At 65.9% G+C, this 14,433-nt stretch carries 17 protein-coding genes; 9 read left to right on the forward strand and 8 right to left on the reverse strand.

All coding sequences use genetic code 11. From position 1 onward, the window contains the following. The first annotated feature begins 228 nt into the window (after nt 1-228). From DER72_RS16190 to DER72_RS11230, 4 genes are all read left to right on the forward strand, one after another. Nucleotides 229-372 carry a hypothetical protein gene (locus DER72_RS16190; protein WP_181395662.1) on the forward strand — a complete coding sequence of 48 codons (144 nt, stop codon included), beginning with the start codon at nt 229-231 and terminating at the stop codon, nt 370-372. A gap of 94 nt (nt 373-466) precedes the next feature. Beyond that, nucleotides 467-892, forward strand: a complete 426-nt coding sequence (locus DER72_RS11220) for a nucleotidyltransferase domain-containing protein (RefSeq protein ID WP_110070078.1) — start codon at nt 467-469, stop codon at nt 890-892. Continuing rightward, complete coding sequence (locus DER72_RS11225; RefSeq protein ID WP_110070079.1) at nt 882-1,292, forward strand: DUF86 domain-containing protein; 411 nt, start codon at nt 882-884, stop codon at nt 1,290-1,292. Before DER72_RS11220 ends, DER72_RS11225 begins: the two co-directional genes overlap by 11 nt. A gap of 138 nt (nt 1,293-1,430) precedes the next feature. Beyond that, nucleotides 1,431-2,138, forward strand: a complete 708-nt coding sequence (locus DER72_RS11230; RefSeq protein WP_110070080.1) for a transposase — start codon at nt 1,431-1,433, stop codon at nt 2,136-2,138. Between the two features lie 57 nt (nt 2,139-2,195). On the opposite strand, the gene DER72_RS11235 is transcribed toward DER72_RS11230, so the two are convergent. The 4 genes from DER72_RS11235 to DER72_RS16610 all read right to left on the reverse strand — a co-directional run bounded on the left by DER72_RS11235 (nt 2,196) and on the right by DER72_RS16610 (nt 4,995). Further along, a complete protein-coding gene (locus DER72_RS11235; protein ID WP_110070081.1) occupies nt 2,196-2,462 on the reverse strand; it encodes a type II toxin-antitoxin system RelE/ParE family toxin in 267 nt (88 codons plus the stop codon). Then, the gene (locus tag DER72_RS11240) at nt 2,446-2,667 is read right to left on the reverse strand and encodes a TraY domain-containing protein (RefSeq protein WP_110070082.1); all 222 of its coding nucleotides are present in this window, start codon (nt 2,665-2,667) and stop codon (nt 2,446-2,448) included. Before DER72_RS11240 ends, DER72_RS11235 begins: the two co-directional genes overlap by 17 nt. A 215-nt stretch (nt 2,668-2,882) precedes the next feature. Continuing rightward, complete coding sequence (locus tag DER72_RS11245; protein ID WP_110070083.1) at nt 2,883-4,079, reverse strand: IS4 family transposase; 1,197 nt, start codon at nt 4,077-4,079, stop codon at nt 2,883-2,885. A gap of 496 nt (nt 4,080-4,575) precedes the next feature. Further along, a complete protein-coding gene (locus tag DER72_RS16610) occupies nt 4,576-4,995 on the reverse strand; it encodes a prepilin-type N-terminal cleavage/methylation domain-containing protein (RefSeq protein WP_110070084.1) in 420 nt (139 codons plus the stop codon). 404 nt (nt 4,996-5,399) lie between these two features. Between DER72_RS16610 and pilB the strand changes: the two genes are divergently transcribed. The 3 genes from pilB to DER72_RS11265 are packed head-to-tail and all read left to right on the forward strand — an operon-like array spanning nt 5,400 to nt 9,344. Further along, the gene (pilB, locus tag DER72_RS11255) at nt 5,400-7,202 is read left to right on the forward strand and encodes a type IV-A pilus assembly ATPase PilB (RefSeq protein WP_110070085.1); all 1,803 of its coding nucleotides are present in this window, start codon (nt 5,400-5,402) and stop codon (nt 7,200-7,202) included. A 52-nt stretch (nt 7,203-7,254) separates the two neighbouring features. Then, the gene (locus tag DER72_RS11260; RefSeq protein WP_110070086.1) at nt 7,255-8,490 is read left to right on the forward strand and encodes a type II secretion system F family protein; all 1,236 of its coding nucleotides are present in this window, start codon (nt 7,255-7,257) and stop codon (nt 8,488-8,490) included. Then, the gene (locus DER72_RS11265; RefSeq protein ID WP_110070087.1) at nt 8,490-9,344 is read left to right on the forward strand and encodes an A24 family peptidase; all 855 of its coding nucleotides are present in this window, start codon (nt 8,490-8,492) and stop codon (nt 9,342-9,344) included. The genes DER72_RS11260 and DER72_RS11265 overlap by 1 nt, the downstream gene beginning before the upstream one ends. A 3-nt stretch (nt 9,345-9,347) precedes the next feature. On the opposite strand, the gene DER72_RS11270 is transcribed toward DER72_RS11265, so the two are convergent. The 3 genes from DER72_RS11270 to DER72_RS11280 form a co-directional block, all read right to left on the reverse strand. Continuing rightward, a complete protein-coding gene (locus tag DER72_RS11270; protein ID WP_110070088.1) occupies nt 9,348-9,926 on the reverse strand; it encodes a hypoxanthine-guanine phosphoribosyltransferase in 579 nt (192 codons plus the stop codon). Nucleotides 9,927-9,971: 45 nt separating this feature from the next. Further along, the gene (gene nagZ, locus DER72_RS11275; protein WP_110070089.1) at nt 9,972-10,979 is read right to left on the reverse strand and encodes a beta-N-acetylhexosaminidase; all 1,008 of its coding nucleotides are present in this window, start codon (nt 10,977-10,979) and stop codon (nt 9,972-9,974) included. 144 nt (nt 10,980-11,123) lie between these two features. After that, on the reverse strand, nt 11,124-11,789 hold the full coding sequence (locus tag DER72_RS11280) for a TetR/AcrR family transcriptional regulator (protein WP_110070090.1): 666 nt from the start codon (nt 11,787-11,789) through the stop codon (nt 11,124-11,126). Between the two features lie 244 nt (nt 11,790-12,033). Between DER72_RS11280 and lexA the strand changes: the two genes are divergently transcribed. Further along, a complete protein-coding gene (gene lexA / locus DER72_RS11285; protein WP_110070091.1) occupies nt 12,034-12,681 on the forward strand; it encodes a transcriptional repressor LexA in 648 nt (215 codons plus the stop codon). Nucleotides 12,682-12,701: 20 nt separating this feature from the next. Then, on the forward strand, nt 12,702-13,748 hold the full coding sequence (gene dinB, locus DER72_RS11290) for a DNA polymerase IV (protein WP_110070092.1): 1,047 nt from the start codon (nt 12,702-12,704) through the stop codon (nt 13,746-13,748). Between the two features lie 9 nt (nt 13,749-13,757). Here the strand turns inward: dinB and DER72_RS11295 are convergent, their stop codons facing one another. Next, nucleotides 13,758-14,429 carry an energy-coupling factor ABC transporter permease gene (locus DER72_RS11295; RefSeq protein WP_110070093.1) on the reverse strand — a complete coding sequence of 224 codons (672 nt, stop codon included), beginning with the start codon at nt 14,427-14,429 and terminating at the stop codon, nt 13,758-13,760. Between the last annotated feature and the right edge of the window lie 4 nt (nt 14,430-14,433).

Consider the following 14,433-nt stretch of genomic DNA (forward strand, 5'->3'; position numbering starts at 1 on the left):
GTGGCCGCAAGCTCCAGGAGTCATCCCGCGGCCACGGAGGCTGCTGTCATGGGTGGTTATGCCACTGCCACCGACGCTGTTGCTACTGATGGTAGCCACGCTTTGCGGGGCGATTCAGGGGGTGCGGAATTTTCAGAAATATTTTTCACAAATACTTGCCTGCGACCTTGGTCGAAGATAAGATATGTGAAAATACTTTCCGAAAACTGAAACCCAGGAGGTTTCCCCATGACCACCGAGCGCATCCCCACCATTTGGGACCAGCCCCTCCCCCGCACCAAGCGCGAGAGCGAGCAGCGCAGCGTCAACACCGAGCGCTTCCTGACCATCTGGAGCCGCCCGCTCGCCAGGCTGCCCAAGGCCGACGCCTGATCGACGTCAGGCGGACCATCAACATCTCAGCGCCGCGGCAATTGCCGCGGCGCTGTTGTACCCTGTTCTTCTCGAACCTTTCGCGGCCCATGACATGCCTGACTCCCAACGCCTACTCAGTCAACGCGACCTTGCCTCAGTGACGGCCTACCTGACAGCCTCCCTGCCCTCGCTGCAGGCGGTCTATCTGTTCGGCAGCCAGGCCACGGGGGAAGCGACGAGGGACAGCGACGTGGACCTGGCTCTCCTGCTGGCCGCACCGCTGCCGCCCGAGCAGCGCTGGCAGCTGAGTGGCGAACTGGCCGACAGGCTCGGCAAGGAGATCGACCTGATCGACCTGCGCCAGGCCTCTACCGTGCTTCAGCATCAGGTCGTGACGACCGGCGAGCGGCTATGGCATCTCGGCAGCGACAGCGACGAGTTCGAGCTCACAGTGCAGAGTGAATACTGGGACCTGGCCATACAGCGCCGGGCATTGATCGCCGACATCAAGGAGCGAGGCAGCGTTCATGGCCGATGACGTCCTGCTCAACAAGGCTGCGAGCATCGAGCGCTGCGTGGCGAGGGCCCGGGAGGAGTATGACAAGCACCCGGCCACCTTCACGGAAAATCAGACGCGCCAGGACGCCGCCATCCTCAACCTGCAGCGCGCCTGCGAGGCCAGCATCGATGCAGGCAACCGCCTGATACGCCTGCACCGTCTGGGCCTGCCCCAGAGCGCAAGGGAAGTGTTCGATATCCTGGCGCGCGAAGGCCTCATCGACGCGTCACTCGCCACGTCCATGAAGCAGATGACAGGCTTTCGCAATGTGGCCGTCCACGATTATCAGGCGGTGCAGATCCCCATCGTGATCGCCATCATCGAGAAACACACCGGCGATCTGCTGGACTACGCCTCCCGCCTGATCGAGTTGGCATAGCCAGCAGCCCAGCCCCTAAGAAATCGGGGACAGACCCTCTTTAATCGATCGACGACACACCGTATCACGCATCACTTACGGCCAGATGGGCGCCATTGCGCGACGCTACATGGAGACCGAGTCGATTCCGAGGCTATCATGACCCGCCGCGCCCGCCTGCTGCTGCCCCGCACCCCGCTGCACCTGATCCAGCGGGGCAACAACCGCAGCGTCTGCTTCGCCGACCACGACGACTGCCTGGCCTACCTGCAACTGCTCGAGGAAGTCAGCCGCGCCTGCAGCGTCGACATCCATGCCTACGTGCTGATGACCAACCATGTGCATCTGCTGGCCACGCCACGGGTGGATCCGCAGGCGATCAGCGCCATGATGAAGCGCATCGGCCAGGTCTATGTGCAGCGCTTCAATCGCCGCTATCAGCGCACCGGCACACTCTTCGAGGGGCGCTTCCGCTCCTGCCTGGTGGGGGAATCTCGCTACCTGCTGGCCTGCCACGCCTACATCGAGCTCAACCCGGTGCGGGCCGGCATGGTGGCGCATCCCGGGGAGTACCGCTGGTCGAGCTATGCCGCCAACGCCCAGGGGCAGGTCGATCCCATCGTCACGCCCCATGGGGCGGTCATGGAACTGGGCGCCGGCGCCGCCGACCGCCACGGAGCCTACCGCGAGCTGTTTCGCCACCACCTGGCGAATGGCCTGGTCGACGAGATCCGCCAGGTCACCCACAGCGGGCTGGTGCTCGGCACGCCCCGCTTCCAGCAGCAGGTCGCCGAGTTGCTGGGCCGCCGCACCGTGCGCGGCACCCCGGGCCGCAAACCCAGGCGCCCGCCTGAGGATGTCGAATAAAAGGAAAAGGGAACCCACAACACCAGCGGCCGGCATCGCTGCCGGCCGCTGGGTGGTTCACTCATAGACATCCTTGCGATGAGACGCCCGGACGACAAGCACCACCAGCCTGTCATCCTGAATCTGGCAGATGATGCGGTAATCTCCCACGCGATAGCGCCAGAACTCCGTCAACTCGCCTCTCAAGGGTTTGCCCAGCTGGCGCGGATGATCCAAAGACACTACCCGCTCTTCAAGATAGGCACGAATGCGCCGGCGTTGTTGTGGATCGATCTTCTTGAAACTCTTGGCTGCCGAGGCCAGATACTCAATCTTCCAGGTCACGCCAGAACTCCTCGGAGGTCATGACGCGATCCCGGCCCTGGCGAAGCTGCTCAAGCGCATGCTCGGCCAGATAGGCGTCCTCGAGCTCGTCGAGATGCTCGGCGATCAGTTTACGCAGGTAAAACGTCTTGGAGCGCCCTGTCGCCCGGGCCAGATGGGCCAGGCGTGCCTCGATGTCAGGATCCAGGCGGAGACTGATAGGCATGGTGCTCGCCTCTTGTGATACATGTGATTAATGTATCGCAGCCTGGCAGGAATCGCCAGCGCTGGCAGGAATCGCCAGCGGCCGGTGGGAAATGGGGTCTGTCCCCGATTAGCCGAAAACACCAGCGGCCGGCATCTCTGCCGACCGCTGGAGGTACTGCTTCAGGCTAGGTGGGAAATGGGGGTCTGTCCCTGACGGATCCCCACGAACTTCGGCTAGTCGCTGCATAAGGCCTGCTTCCTGATCTCCTCACGAAGGGTTGCCTTGAGCATTTCCCATGAGGGCCATGGGGCAGCATTGGCACGGTGACGCCGCAGCCATTCCAAGCCCAGCCGCCACGCGGAGAGCACACTCCGGTGCCGGATACTGTTGCTCTGGTAGCGTTGCTGTTGACCGCTGTTGCGGACATGCAGGCCGGCAGCCATCACGACGACATTGGCCAGCATCGCGATCAGCAGCAGGATCTCGATGCGCTTGCCCTGGCGAGACTGGTGCATACCGAAGCCCAGTCCAAACAAGGGGCTCTTGATGTCACGGAAGCCTTCTTCAATCTGCATGCGCTGCCGGTAGATAGCGACCAGCTTGTCTGCCAACGTTGAGCGCTCCGGCAGGTTGCTGACCAGCACCCAAGGTTCCTTCTGGCGCTGGGCCATCGCCCGACTGCGGGCGTCGCGGGAGACCTGACCCCGCTTATTGCGATGTTTGCGCCCCTTTGGCGGCCGATGATAGAGCACCATGCGGGTGGTCAATGGATTGCTCTCAGCAATTTGCACGGAACCCAGCGCCCGCGGTACCGATGTCGCTTGTGGAAACAGGTCTACCACAGGCTGCCACTCATGCCCTGGCAGCTGGCAGCGAACCGGGCTACGCACCCGGCCGACGTAGTACCAGCCACGCGCCTCAACCGCCTCGAACCAGGGATTACGAAAGCCCGCATCGGTGACCAGGATCGGCGTCGCATTGTCGGGCAGAATCTCGGCCAAGGCTGCGAGCAAGTACGCTTCACAGTGCTGGCAGCCATCCTTGTGGTGGACCTTTTCGAAAATCGGCAGTGAACGTCCGGCAAAGGGAACCGCGGCGCGCAGGAGGAACCGCCGTCCACGGTCATCGATCGGCGACCAGTCCACCAGAATCAGCGGGCGCGTGGTGTGGCCGATCAGTAGGGTGGCCACGAGCCAGTAGAACAGTGGCCGTTCCTGATGTAGGTGATGATTTCCCAGCAACCGATCGACGCGCTTGATGGCATGCTTGGGGGCTGCCGGTCCCGGCAAGGCACGCCCCAAGGCCGTCACACCGAGACGACGCTCGGCCAACAGTGCGCCGACGACGTCAAGCAGCGCTTGCCGGCGTTTGGCGTGGACCACGGTGAGTGATGACGTCAGCAGAGTATGCAAGAATCGAGGGGCCTGCATGGGTCTCCTTCGGCATCGTTGTGTGTTTGGCGACTTACAACATGCCGACCCATGCAGGCCTTTTCAATCATATTATTCTGATTTTCTTAATTATTTCCTGGGGATTCCTCAGGGTCTGTCCCCGATTAGCCTTACCGATTAGCCGCCGATTAGCCGAGCCGGGGGGAGAAAAACAGCGGCCGGCATCTCTGCCGACCGCTGCTTTATGCTGGGGAAATTGGGGTCTGTCCCCGATTACCCCCGATTATTTCCTGGGGATTCCTCAGGGTCTGCCCCCGATTACCTGCGATTACCTGAAAAGGAACTGAAAACACCAGCGGCCGGCATCTCTGCCGACCGCTGGGTGGTTCAGGCTAGGTGAGAAATGGGGGTCTGTCCCCGATTAGTCCTTATGAGGTGAGAAATGAGGGTCTGTCCCCTATTTCTGATTTTCAGCCGCTTTTTTCATTTCCGGTGCAATATCCGGGCTAGGTGGGAAATGGGGGTCTGTCCCCTATTAGTCAGGCTCGTCAGGCTCGTTATCGCCAGGCTCGTTATCGCCAGGCTCGTTATCGCCAGGCTCGTTATCGCCAGGCTCGTTAGCAGTCCAAGTAATGGATTCTGGACCGGCATTCCAAGTTAGAACAGCTTGAGAAGCGCCGTCGCCATTTGTCAAAGACGACTCAGCCTCACTGCATGAGAACCCGACGCCATCACATGCGTCCTTCCCTTCCTGAATGTTAATTGCTACCTCCTGTTTTGCCGCACTCATTTCGGATAAATTAGATGCATGTTCTGCGCGGACTCGATATTGAGTGTATTGCGGAACCGCAATCGCCGCCAAGATCCCCACAATCGCCACCACGATCATCAGCTCGATCAGGGTAAAACCGCCCTGGCCGCGCTTTACGTATTTTTTAAACCCTTGCTTCTTCATGGTCCTGCCCCTTTTGATGCGTCCGCCGTGGCCCGTCTGGCCTATGCCTTCTTCTTGCCGCCCGTGCGGGGTTGTGGTGGTAAGTGTTCTGGCCTCGTTGACCTCCGCTGATCGCCCGGTGAACCGGGCTCCCACCAGAGATAACTAACCATTGGCTTACCGGTTCCAATCGTTTCATCTCTCTACGGGCCTCGCCCTGCCCGGCGCGACCCTATACTTACATTAAGTTACGCTTTGCAACCTTGCAAGGAAAATCGCCTCCGCCGAGGAAATCTCCGTCAGCGGTAGGACAAGCATCCCCCAAAAGGTTGAATCCGCGTGGTACGACGCTGGGCGGCCGGGGGTGAGGGCGGCTAGAATGGCCAGATGAAGCCGCCCCGCCCACGCAAGCCAAGCGAGCGCCCATGAACGACTACCGCACCCCGCCGAGCGCCCCGCTCCCGGGCTCTTCACAGGGCACGGCCCTGGAGAGCACCCGCCTTGATGCCACCGCGGGACTGCGCGGCCTGGCGCGGCGGCTGGTGGCAGACGGGCGCATCAGCGCCGCCGCCGCGGTGCGCGCAGAAGAAGAAGCTCGCGAGGGTGAGCTCTCGCTGCTGGAGCACGTTATCGACACCGGGCTGGTCTCCGCCCGCCAGGCCACCCTCTCGGCGGCCTGGGAGTATGGCCTGCCGATCATGGACCTCGACGCCATCCGCCCCGAGACATTACCCCGCGCCGATGCCTTCCCCGAGAAGATCTTGCGCAAGCTCAAGGTGCTGCCGCTGGTGCAGCGCGGCCACCGGCTCACCGTGGCGGTGCCCTACCCCTCGACGCTTGCCCAGCTCGACGAGCTGCAGTTCGCCACCGGCCTGACCCCGGAGGGGATCCTGGCCCCGGTGGACCAACTCGGCCCGGTACTGGAGAGCTATCTCGCCAATAGCGAGAAGAGCATGCTCGATTCGCTCAAGGGGGTGGACGACGCCATCGGCGAGCTGGGCTTCGCCGGCGAAGAGGATGGCAGCGGCGAGGTGGATATCCAGGCCGATGTGCAGTCGGCCCGGGAAGACGCGCCGATCATCAAGTTCGTCAACAAGATCCTGCTCGACGCCATCCACCGCGGCGCCTCCGACATCCACTTCGAGCCCTATGAGACCAGCTACCGGGTGCGCTTTCGCATCGATGGCATGCTGCACGACGTGGCCCACCCGCCCTTCGCCATGCGCACCCGCATCGCCGCACGCCTCAAGGTGATGTCGCGGCTCGATATCTCGGAGCGCCGCCTGCCCCAGGACGGCGCCATCAAGCTCCGGCTCTCCAAGACCCGCTCCATCGACTTTCGCGTCAACTCGCTGCCCACGGTGTATGGCGAGAAGGTGGTGTTGCGGATCCTCGACCCCGCCTCGGCCCAGCTCGGCATCGAGCAGCTCGGCTTCACGCCGGAGCAGCGCACCATGTACGAGACGGTGCTTAACCAGCCCCAGGGCATGATACTCGTCACCGGGCCCACCGGCAGCGGCAAGACGGTGACCCTCTACACCGGCATCAACCTGCTCAACGAGGTGGAGCGCAATATCTGCACCGCCGAGGACCCGGTGGAGATCAAGGTGCCCGGGGTCAATCAGGTCAACGTGCTGCCCAAGATCGGCCTGGACTTCGCCAGCGCCCTGCGCGCCTTCCTGCGCCAGGACCCCGACGTGGTGATGGTGGGCGAGATCCGCGACCTGGAGACCGCCGAGATCGCGGTGAAGGCCTCCCAGACCGGCCACCTGGTGCTCTCCACGGTGCATACCAACTCCGCCGCCGAGACCCTCACCCGCCTGGCCAACATGGGCCTGGCGCCGTTCAATATCGCAAGCTCGGTGAGCCTGATCATCGCCCAGCGCCTGGCGCGCAAGCTGTGCAAGCACTGCAAGCAGCCGGCGGACATTCCCCGCGAGGCACTGGCCGCCCAGGGCTTCACGGAGGCAGAGATCCACCAGGCCACCTTCTTCGAGCCGGTGGGCTGCAAGCACTGCACCAAGGGCTTCAAGGGCCGGATGGGCATCTACGAGGTGGTGCCGATCAGCCACGCCATGAGCCAGCTGATCATGAAGAACGGCAACTCCATGGAGTTCAGCGACCTGGCCCGCCAGGAGGGCTACCCGGACCTGCGCAGAAGCGGCCTGATGAAGGCGATGCAGGGCGTCACCAGCCTGGCCGAGATCAACCGGGTGACCAAAGACTAGCGAGTCGGCCGCAAGAGCCGACCACCACCACAGGGAAGAAGGGGAAACTACCATGGCCACAGCAAGGAAATTGAGCCCCGCGAAGGAGATCAAGCTCTATCGCTGGAACTGGAGCGGCAAGGGGCCAGGCGGGCGCAAGGTGGGGGGCGAGATCATCGCCACCCAGAAGCTGGAGGTGGAACGCATCCTCCAGGGCCAGAACATCATCGTCAAGAGCATCAAGCGCAAGGGCGGCTTCGGCGGCGGCATGGGCCGCATCAAGCCCCGGGATATCATGCTCTTCGCCCGCCAGATGGCCACCATGATCCGCGCCGGGGTGCCGGTGCTGCAGACCTTCCAGGTGGTGGCAGAGAGCATCAAGAAGCCGGCCATGAGCGCCCTGGTGCAGGAGGTGATGAACGACGTGGCCGCCGGGGCCTCGTTTTCCGATGCCCTAAAGCGCCACCCCAAGCACTTCGACCGCCTGTTCTGCAACCTGGTGGAGGCCGGCGAGCAGTCGGGCTCCCTGGATCGCATGCTGGAGCGGGTCGCTACCTACAAGGAGAAGGTGGAGTCGCTCAAGGGGCGGGTGAAGAAGGCGCTCTGGTACCCCGCGGCGGTGATCACGGTGGGCATCGGGGTCACCGCCCTGCTCTTGATCAAGGTGGTGCCGCAGTTCGAGAGCCTGTTCCATGGCTTCGGCGCGGAGCTGCCCGCCATGACCCGCATGACCATCGCCCTCTCCGAGTTCGCCCAGCAGTACTGGTGGTGGGGGCTGCTGGGCGCGGCCGCCTTGATCTTCCTGATCCGCACCGGCGTGAAGAAGTCGGAGAGTTTCGCCTATCGCATGCATGCCTGGTCGCTGAAGATCCCGGTGATCGGCCAGATCCTCGACAAGTCCGCGGTGGCGCGCTACTCGCGCACCCTCGCCACCACCTTCGGCGCCGGGGTGCCGCTGGTGGAGGCGCTGGACACCGCCGCCGGCGCCACCGGCAACAAGGTCTACGAGCGCGCGGTGGTGCAGGTTCGCGAGGACGTGGCCACCGGCCAGCAGCTCAACTTTGCCATGCGCATGACCGAGCGCTTCCCGCCGCTGGCGGTGCAGATGGTCGGCATCGGCGAGGAGGCGGGCTCGCTGGACGCCATGCTCAACCGGGTGGCGGACTACTACGAGGAGGAGGTCGACAACATGGTCGACACCCTCACCTCCCTGTTGGAGCCCTTCATCATCGTGGTGCTGGGCGTGCTCGTCGGCGGGCTCGTCATCTCGATGTACCTGCCGATCTTCGAACTGGGGTCGGTGATTTGATGGTGCTGGATCTGCCCCCTTCCCTGCTCTACCCCCTCGCTGCCTTCATCGGCCTGTGCCTGGGCAGCTTCCTCAATGTGGTGATCACCCGCCTGCCGGTGATGCTGATGCTGGGCTGGCGGGCCGAGGCCCGCGAGGCGCTGGAGCTCCCGAGTGAGACGCAGCCGGAATTCAACCTGGCCACGCCGCGCTCGATGTGCCCGAGCTGCGAGACCCCCATCGCCTGGCACGACAACCTGCCCGTGGTGGGCTGGCTCAAGCGCCGCGGGCGCTGCGCGAACTGCGACGCGGCCATCAGCCCCCAGTACCCTCTGGTGGAGCTGGCCGGCGGGGCGCTCGCGCTTGCGGTGGTGGCGCTGTTCGGGCCGAGCTGGCAGGGGCTCTTCGTGCTGGGGGCCTGCCTGGCACTGCTCGCCATGGCGGTGATCGACCTGCGTACCCAGCTCCTGCCGGACATCCTCACCCTGCCGCTGCTGTGGGCGGGGCTCGCCTACCAGCTGCTGTTCCAGCCGCTGATGCTGGAAAGCGCGGTGATCGGCGCCATGGCGGGGTATCTCGTGCTGTGGAGCTTCTACTGGGCGTTCAAGCTGATCACCGGCAAGGAGGGCATGGGCTACGGCGACTTCAAGCTGCTGGCGGCGCTGGGCGCCTGGATGGGCTGGCAAGCCCTGCCACTGCTGCTGATCCTCTCTGCGGGGATCGGCGCCATCATCGGCATCCTGGTGCAGCTGGCGGTGCCGCGGCTGCGCGGCGCCCCCATGCCCTTCGGCCCCTACCTGGCGCTGGCCGGCTGGATCGCGCTGCTGGGCGGGGAGCCGCTGATGGCGGCCTATGGAAGGTTCTTCCTGCTCTGACCCCTACATCCCCTTGGGGGCGAAGATGCCGGGGGCGTTGCGCCAGTAGCCCTTGTAGTCCATGCCGAAACCGAAGACGTAGCGGTCGGCGACCTCGAGGCTGCAGTAGTCGGCCTTGAGGCCAGGCACCGCCTTGCGGTCGTGCCGCTTGTCGACCAGCACCGCGGTGGAGATGCTGGCGGCGCCGGCCTCGCGGCAGTAGTCGAGGATGGCGGCGAGGGTGGCGCCCTCGTCGAGGATATCGTCGACGATCACCACGTGGCGGCCGGCCATGGGCACCTCCGGGGAGACTCGCCAGAACAGCTCGCCGCCGCGGGTGCCGCCGCGGTAGCGGGTGGCGTGCAGGTAGTCCACCTCCAGCGGGAAGCCGAGGCGCGGCAACAGGTGGCCGGTGGTGATCAGGCCGCCGTTCATCACGCAGTAGAAGACCGGCAGCTTCTCGCCCAGGTCGCGGGTGATCTCGGCTGCCATGCGGTCCAGGGCGCGCTCCACGGCCTCCTGGGTGATCAGGCAGTCGGCGTTGTCCATCACCTCGCGCATGTCGGCGAGGGACGGGTGAAAATCGGCATCGAGTTTGGGCATTTCGGTGGCTCGTGGTCGAAGGGTATCGGAAGTGGAAACTTGAACTCAGGCCAGGGCCTCGAGGTGGGCGTGGACTCGGCGCCAGCGGGAGAGCGCGGTGAGGCTTGCAAGCGCCGGGCGAGCGCGGGCGTAGCGCAGCCGGGTGAGGCGGCTGGCCCCCGGGCGCTCGCGGCAGGCCTCGATCACCTCCAGCGCCGCGACGCGGTCGTTGCAGACCAGCAGCATGTCGCAGCCGGCATCCAGGGCGGCCAGCGCCCGCTCGGCGGGGCTGCCGGCGCTGGCGGCGCCGGCCATGCTCAGGTCGTCGGAGAAGATCACGCCCTTGAAGCCGAGGCTCTGGCGCAGCATGCCGAGCCAGGCGGGCGAGAAGCCGGCGGGGCGCGGGTCGAAGGCGGAGTAGACCACGTGCGCCGGCATCACGCCGTCGAGGCGGCCGGCGAGACGAGAAAAGGGCACGAGATCGCGCTCGCGCAGGGCCTCGAGCGGGCGCGGGTCCACGGGCAGCTCATGGTGGGAGTCCGCCGCCACGCCGCCGTGGCCGGGGAAGTGCTTGCCCACGGCGACCATGCCGGCCTCGTGGAGGCCATCGACGAAGGCGCCAGCCAGGGCCGCGACGACCTCGGGGTCGGCGGAGAAGCTGCGGTCGCCGATCACCAACGAGGTGCCGTCGTCGACGTCGAGCACCGGGGCGAAGCTGAGGTCCAGCCCGCAGGCGGCCATCTCCATGCCCAGCAGCCAGCCGGCGTCCTGGCAGAGCCGCCGGGTCACCTCGGGACGCTCGTAAAAGCCCGCCCCCAGGCGCGCCATGGCCGGCAGCCGGGTGACCCCCTGGCGCAGCCGCTGCACGCGGCCGCCCTCCTGGTCGATGGCCAGCAGAAGCTCCGGGCGCACCGCGCGGATCGCGCGGGAGAGCTTGCAGACCTGCTCGGCCGATTCGGTATTGCGGGCGAAGAGGATCACCCCGCCCACCTCGGGGCGCGCCAGCAGTCGGCGCTCCTGGGCGGTGAGGGAGGTGCCTTCCAGGTCAAGCATCACCGGACCGAGCTGGGTCATGTTCGCTTCCTTGGCTTGTTGCAAACAGAGATTCTTCGCAGATAGAGCTGAAAGGGGCCAGATTCTAGGGCAAAGCGCGCGGCAGTGACAGATACGCCAACGCCGCCAGCCTCTCGGGGCGGCTCCGGCGAGATGGCCGGCCGCTCAGGCCTGGGCTGCCTGGGCTGCCTGGGGCGCCGGCAGCGGGGCCTGCATGGCGGCCACCACCACCGGACGCAGGCGGCGGATCAGGTCGCGCACGGTGACGTGCTCCCCATAATCCTTCTCGGCGATATCGCGCAGGGCGTCAAGGCCGGAAAGGGTGAAGATCACGGTGCCGAGCACGAAGTGCAGGCGCCAGAAGCGTTCGGCGTCGGGCAGCTCGGGGGTGGCCTGGCGCACCAGCTCGGTGAAGCGGGTGAAGACGCTGCCGTACTCCTCCTGGATGTAGCGGCGCAGATGGCCCTGGGCCTGGCTGTAGGCAAGCCCCAGAAGGCGCATGAAGACCTTGAGGCTGTTGCGCTCGGCGGGCACCTCCAGCACGCTGCGCGCCATGGTCTCGAGCAGCTCCTCGAGAGGGATCACCTCGTCGCCGTAGCGCGCCTGGAGCTCGTCCAGGGCGCGGTGGAAGCGCTCGGTGAAGGGGTCGAGGTAGCGGGAGAACACCGCCTGGATCAGCGACTTCTTGGAGCCGAAGTGGTAGTTCACCGCGGCCAGGTTGACCCTGGCCTTGCTGGTGATGGTGCGCAGCGAGGTCTCGGCAAAGCCGCGTTCGGCGAACAGCACCTCGGCGGTATCGAGGATGCGGGTGACGGTGTCGGTCTGGGCCATCGAAGGAGTCCCGGTAATAAACGGCTGTTTCAAACGTAGCTGCATTGTACGCCAGCCGCGGGATCTGGCTCAATGCTCCCAGGGCAGAGCCGTTTTAAACAGTATGTTCTATCGACTGTCCTATCGACTGTTCTATCGACAGCACCGGACGCGCGCACCATCCGAATTACTGGATGGAACAACATGCTGTATACTTGATCACTGACGCATCCACCCAGTCGCCGCTTTCCGCTTCGGAGGTCGCATGGCACGCCCCCTCACCCAGCGCCAGCAGAACGTCTATGACTTCATCATCAAGACCATCCAGGAGCTCGGCTATCCCCCCACCCGGGCCGAGATCGCCCGGGCCCTGGGCTTCCGCTCGCCCAACGCCGCCGAGGAGCACCTGCGCGCCCTCGAGAAGAAGGGCGCCATCCGCATGATCGCCGGCACCTCCCGGGGCATCCGCCTGCCCGCCCAGGAGCAGGAGCCCGCCACCGAGGGCGATGCCCCGCAGGGACTGCCGATCATCGGCGAGGTGGCCGCGGGCAGCCCGATACTAGCCGCCGAACATATCGACCGCTACTGCCCCCTGCCCCCGGAGTACTTCACGCCCCGGGCGGACTACCTGCTGCGGGTGCGCGGCCTCTCCATGAAGGATGTCGGCATCCTGGAGGGCGACCTGCTCGCCGTGCACCGCACCGAGCGGGTCCGCGACGGCCAGATCGTGGTGGCGCGCCTGGAGGAGGAGGTGACGGTGAAGCGCTTCGCCCGCCGCGGCCACGTGGTCACCCTGAGCGCCGAGAATCCCGAGTTCGCCCCCATCGAGGTGGACCTGCGCCATCAGGCGCTGGAGATCGAGGGCATCGGCGTCGGCGTCATTCGCGGCGGCAGCGGCCAGGCGCTGGGCTAGGCATTTCCCGAGCCCGTGCCGTGAGAAAGATCCTCCACGCCGACTGCGACTGCTTCTTCGCGGCGGTGGAGATGCGCGACAACCCCGCCTTGGCCGAGGTGCCGCTGGCCATCGGCGGCAGCCCCGAACGGCGCGGGGTGATTGCCACCTGCAACTACCCCGCCCGGGCCTTCGGCATCCACTCGGCGATGCCCACCGCCCGGGCGCTGCGCCTCTGCCCCCAGCTCACCCTGCTGCCCGGCAACTTCGACAGGTACCGCGAGGTGTCGCAGCAGATACAGGCGATCTTCCACGAGCTTACCCCCCTGGTGGAGCCCCTCTCCCTGGACGAGGCCTTCCTCGACGTCAGCGCGGTGGAGCGCTTCTCCGGCAGCGCCACCTGGATGGCCCGCTGGCTCAAGCAGGAGTGCCTGGCGCGCACCGGCATCACCCTCTCGGTGGGGGTGGCCCCCAACAAGTTCCTGGCCAAGATCGCCAGCGACTGGGAGAAGCCCGACGGCCTGACGGTGATCACCCCGGAGCGCCTGGAGGCCTTCCTTGCCGCCCTGCCGGTGAAGAAGCTCCACGGAGTGGGCCCCGCCACCGAGGCGCGCCTGGAGGCCATGGGCATCACCACCTGCGCGGCGCTGCGCCAGGTGCCGCTGGAGCGTCTGCTGGAGACCTTCGGCAAGTTCGGCAAGCGGCTCTTCGAGCTCGCGCGGGGCATCGACGAGCGTCCGGTGCGCCTGGAGCGAGAGCGCAAGTCGATCAGCGTGGAGACCACCTTCGCCCGGGACCTGCCCGACCTCACCAGCTGCCGCGAGGCCCTGGCCCCGCTCTGCGAGCGCCTGGAGGAGCGCCTGGCCCGCCACGGCCACCCGCCGCTGGCCGGGCTGATGGTGAAGGTGCGCTTCGACGACTTCGGCCTGACCACCCTGGAGAGCCGCGGCCTGGCCCCCTCCCCCACCAGCTACCAGGGCCTGCTGGAGCAGGCCTGGGAGCGCCGCCGCCGCCCCGTGCGCCTGCTCGGCGTCGGCGCCCGCCTGCAGCCGGAGGCCGAGCGGCGCCAGCTGGTGCTGGCGCTATAGCGCCGAGCGCTACTTCGTATCGATATAGCGATGGTCGTTGAAGGTGGCGACCCAGCTCGGGTGGTAGACCAGCAGGATCGCCATCAGCATGCCGGTGATGAAGGCCTCGGAGGGCATCAACAGCGGCAGGAAGCGGGCGTACTCCATGGCCTGGTAGAGGGCGTGGGCGTCATCGGCACCGAGCATCATCAGCCCCACGGCGACGAGCCCCGCGGCCAGCGTGGAGAGCGCGGCGCCGAAGAAGCCGCAGACAAACAGGAAGACCATCAGGTTGTCGGGCAGGCGGCGGTCTACCAGGCGCCAGATCAGCACCGTGACCAGCGTCGGCATCACGCCGGTGACCAGCAGGTTGACGCCGAGCAGCGGCCAGTCGACGCGCCCGGTGACCACCGCCGCGAGGTTGACGATCAGGATCGTGACCAGCGCCAGCGGGGCCTTGAAGACCAGAGTGAACAGCGCGGTGAACATCAGGTGCAGGGAGAGCCACTCCACCGCCTGGGCGCGCAGCTGCCACATCAGCAGCACCGCCACGCTGGCGGCGAGCCAGCGGTGCTGCAGGGCGGTGTCGGCGAAGAGCGCCCGCCAGGGGCGCTGGGCCAGCGCCAGCCCGTAGAGCGCGAGCGACACCAGCGCGCAGAGCACCAGCAGCCAGGGGGCGAGCACCGCTTGGGAGAAGGACATGGAG

This window comes from Halomonas sp. A11-A, assembly GCF_003182195.1.
Taxonomy (GTDB): Bacteria; Pseudomonadota; Gammaproteobacteria; order Pseudomonadales; family Halomonadaceae; genus Halomonas; species Halomonas alkalicola.

Bases quoted from the DNA above. Each gene is read 5' to 3' on its own strand.
- DER72_RS16190 (WP_181395662.1), top strand. From the start codon at position 229: ATGACCACCGAGCGCATCCCCACCATTTGGGACCAGCCCCTCCCCCGC.
- DER72_RS11220 (WP_110070078.1), top strand. From the start codon at position 467: ATGCCTGACTCCCAACGCCTACTCAGTCAACGCGACCTTGCCTCAGTG.
- DER72_RS11225 (WP_110070079.1), top strand. From the start codon at position 882: ATGGCCGATGACGTCCTGCTCAACAAGGCTGCGAGCATCGAGCGCTGC.
- DER72_RS11230 (WP_110070080.1), top strand. From the start codon at position 1,431: ATGACCCGCCGCGCCCGCCTGCTGCTGCCCCGCACCCCGCTGCACCTG.
- DER72_RS11240 (WP_110070082.1), bottom strand. From the start codon at position 2,667: ATGCCTATCAGTCTCCGCCTGGATCCTGACATCGAGGCACGCCTGGCC.
- DER72_RS11245 (WP_110070083.1), bottom strand. From the start codon at position 4,079: ATGCAGGCCCCTCGATTCTTGCATACTCTGCTGACGTCATCACTCACC.
- DER72_RS16610 (WP_110070084.1), bottom strand. From the start codon at position 4,995: ATGAAGAAGCAAGGGTTTAAAAAATACGTAAAGCGCGGCCAGGGCGGT.
- pilB (WP_110070085.1), top strand. From the start codon at position 5,400: ATGAACGACTACCGCACCCCGCCGAGCGCCCCGCTCCCGGGCTCTTCA.
- DER72_RS11260 (WP_110070086.1), top strand. From the start codon at position 7,255: ATGGCCACAGCAAGGAAATTGAGCCCCGCGAAGGAGATCAAGCTCTAT.
- DER72_RS11265 (WP_110070087.1), top strand. From the start codon at position 8,490: ATGGTGCTGGATCTGCCCCCTTCCCTGCTCTACCCCCTCGCTGCCTTC.
- DER72_RS11270 (WP_110070088.1), bottom strand. From the start codon at position 9,926: ATGCCCAAACTCGATGCCGATTTTCACCCGTCCCTCGCCGACATGCGC.
- nagZ (WP_110070089.1), bottom strand. From the start codon at position 10,979: ATGACCCAGCTCGGTCCGGTGATGCTTGACCTGGAAGGCACCTCCCTC.
- DER72_RS11280 (WP_110070090.1), bottom strand. From the start codon at position 11,789: ATGGCCCAGACCGACACCGTCACCCGCATCCTCGATACCGCCGAGGTG.
- lexA (WP_110070091.1), top strand. From the start codon at position 12,034: ATGGCACGCCCCCTCACCCAGCGCCAGCAGAACGTCTATGACTTCATC.
- DER72_RS11295 (WP_110070093.1), bottom strand. From the start codon at position 14,429: ATGTCCTTCTCCCAAGCGGTGCTCGCCCCCTGGCTGCTGGTGCTCTGC.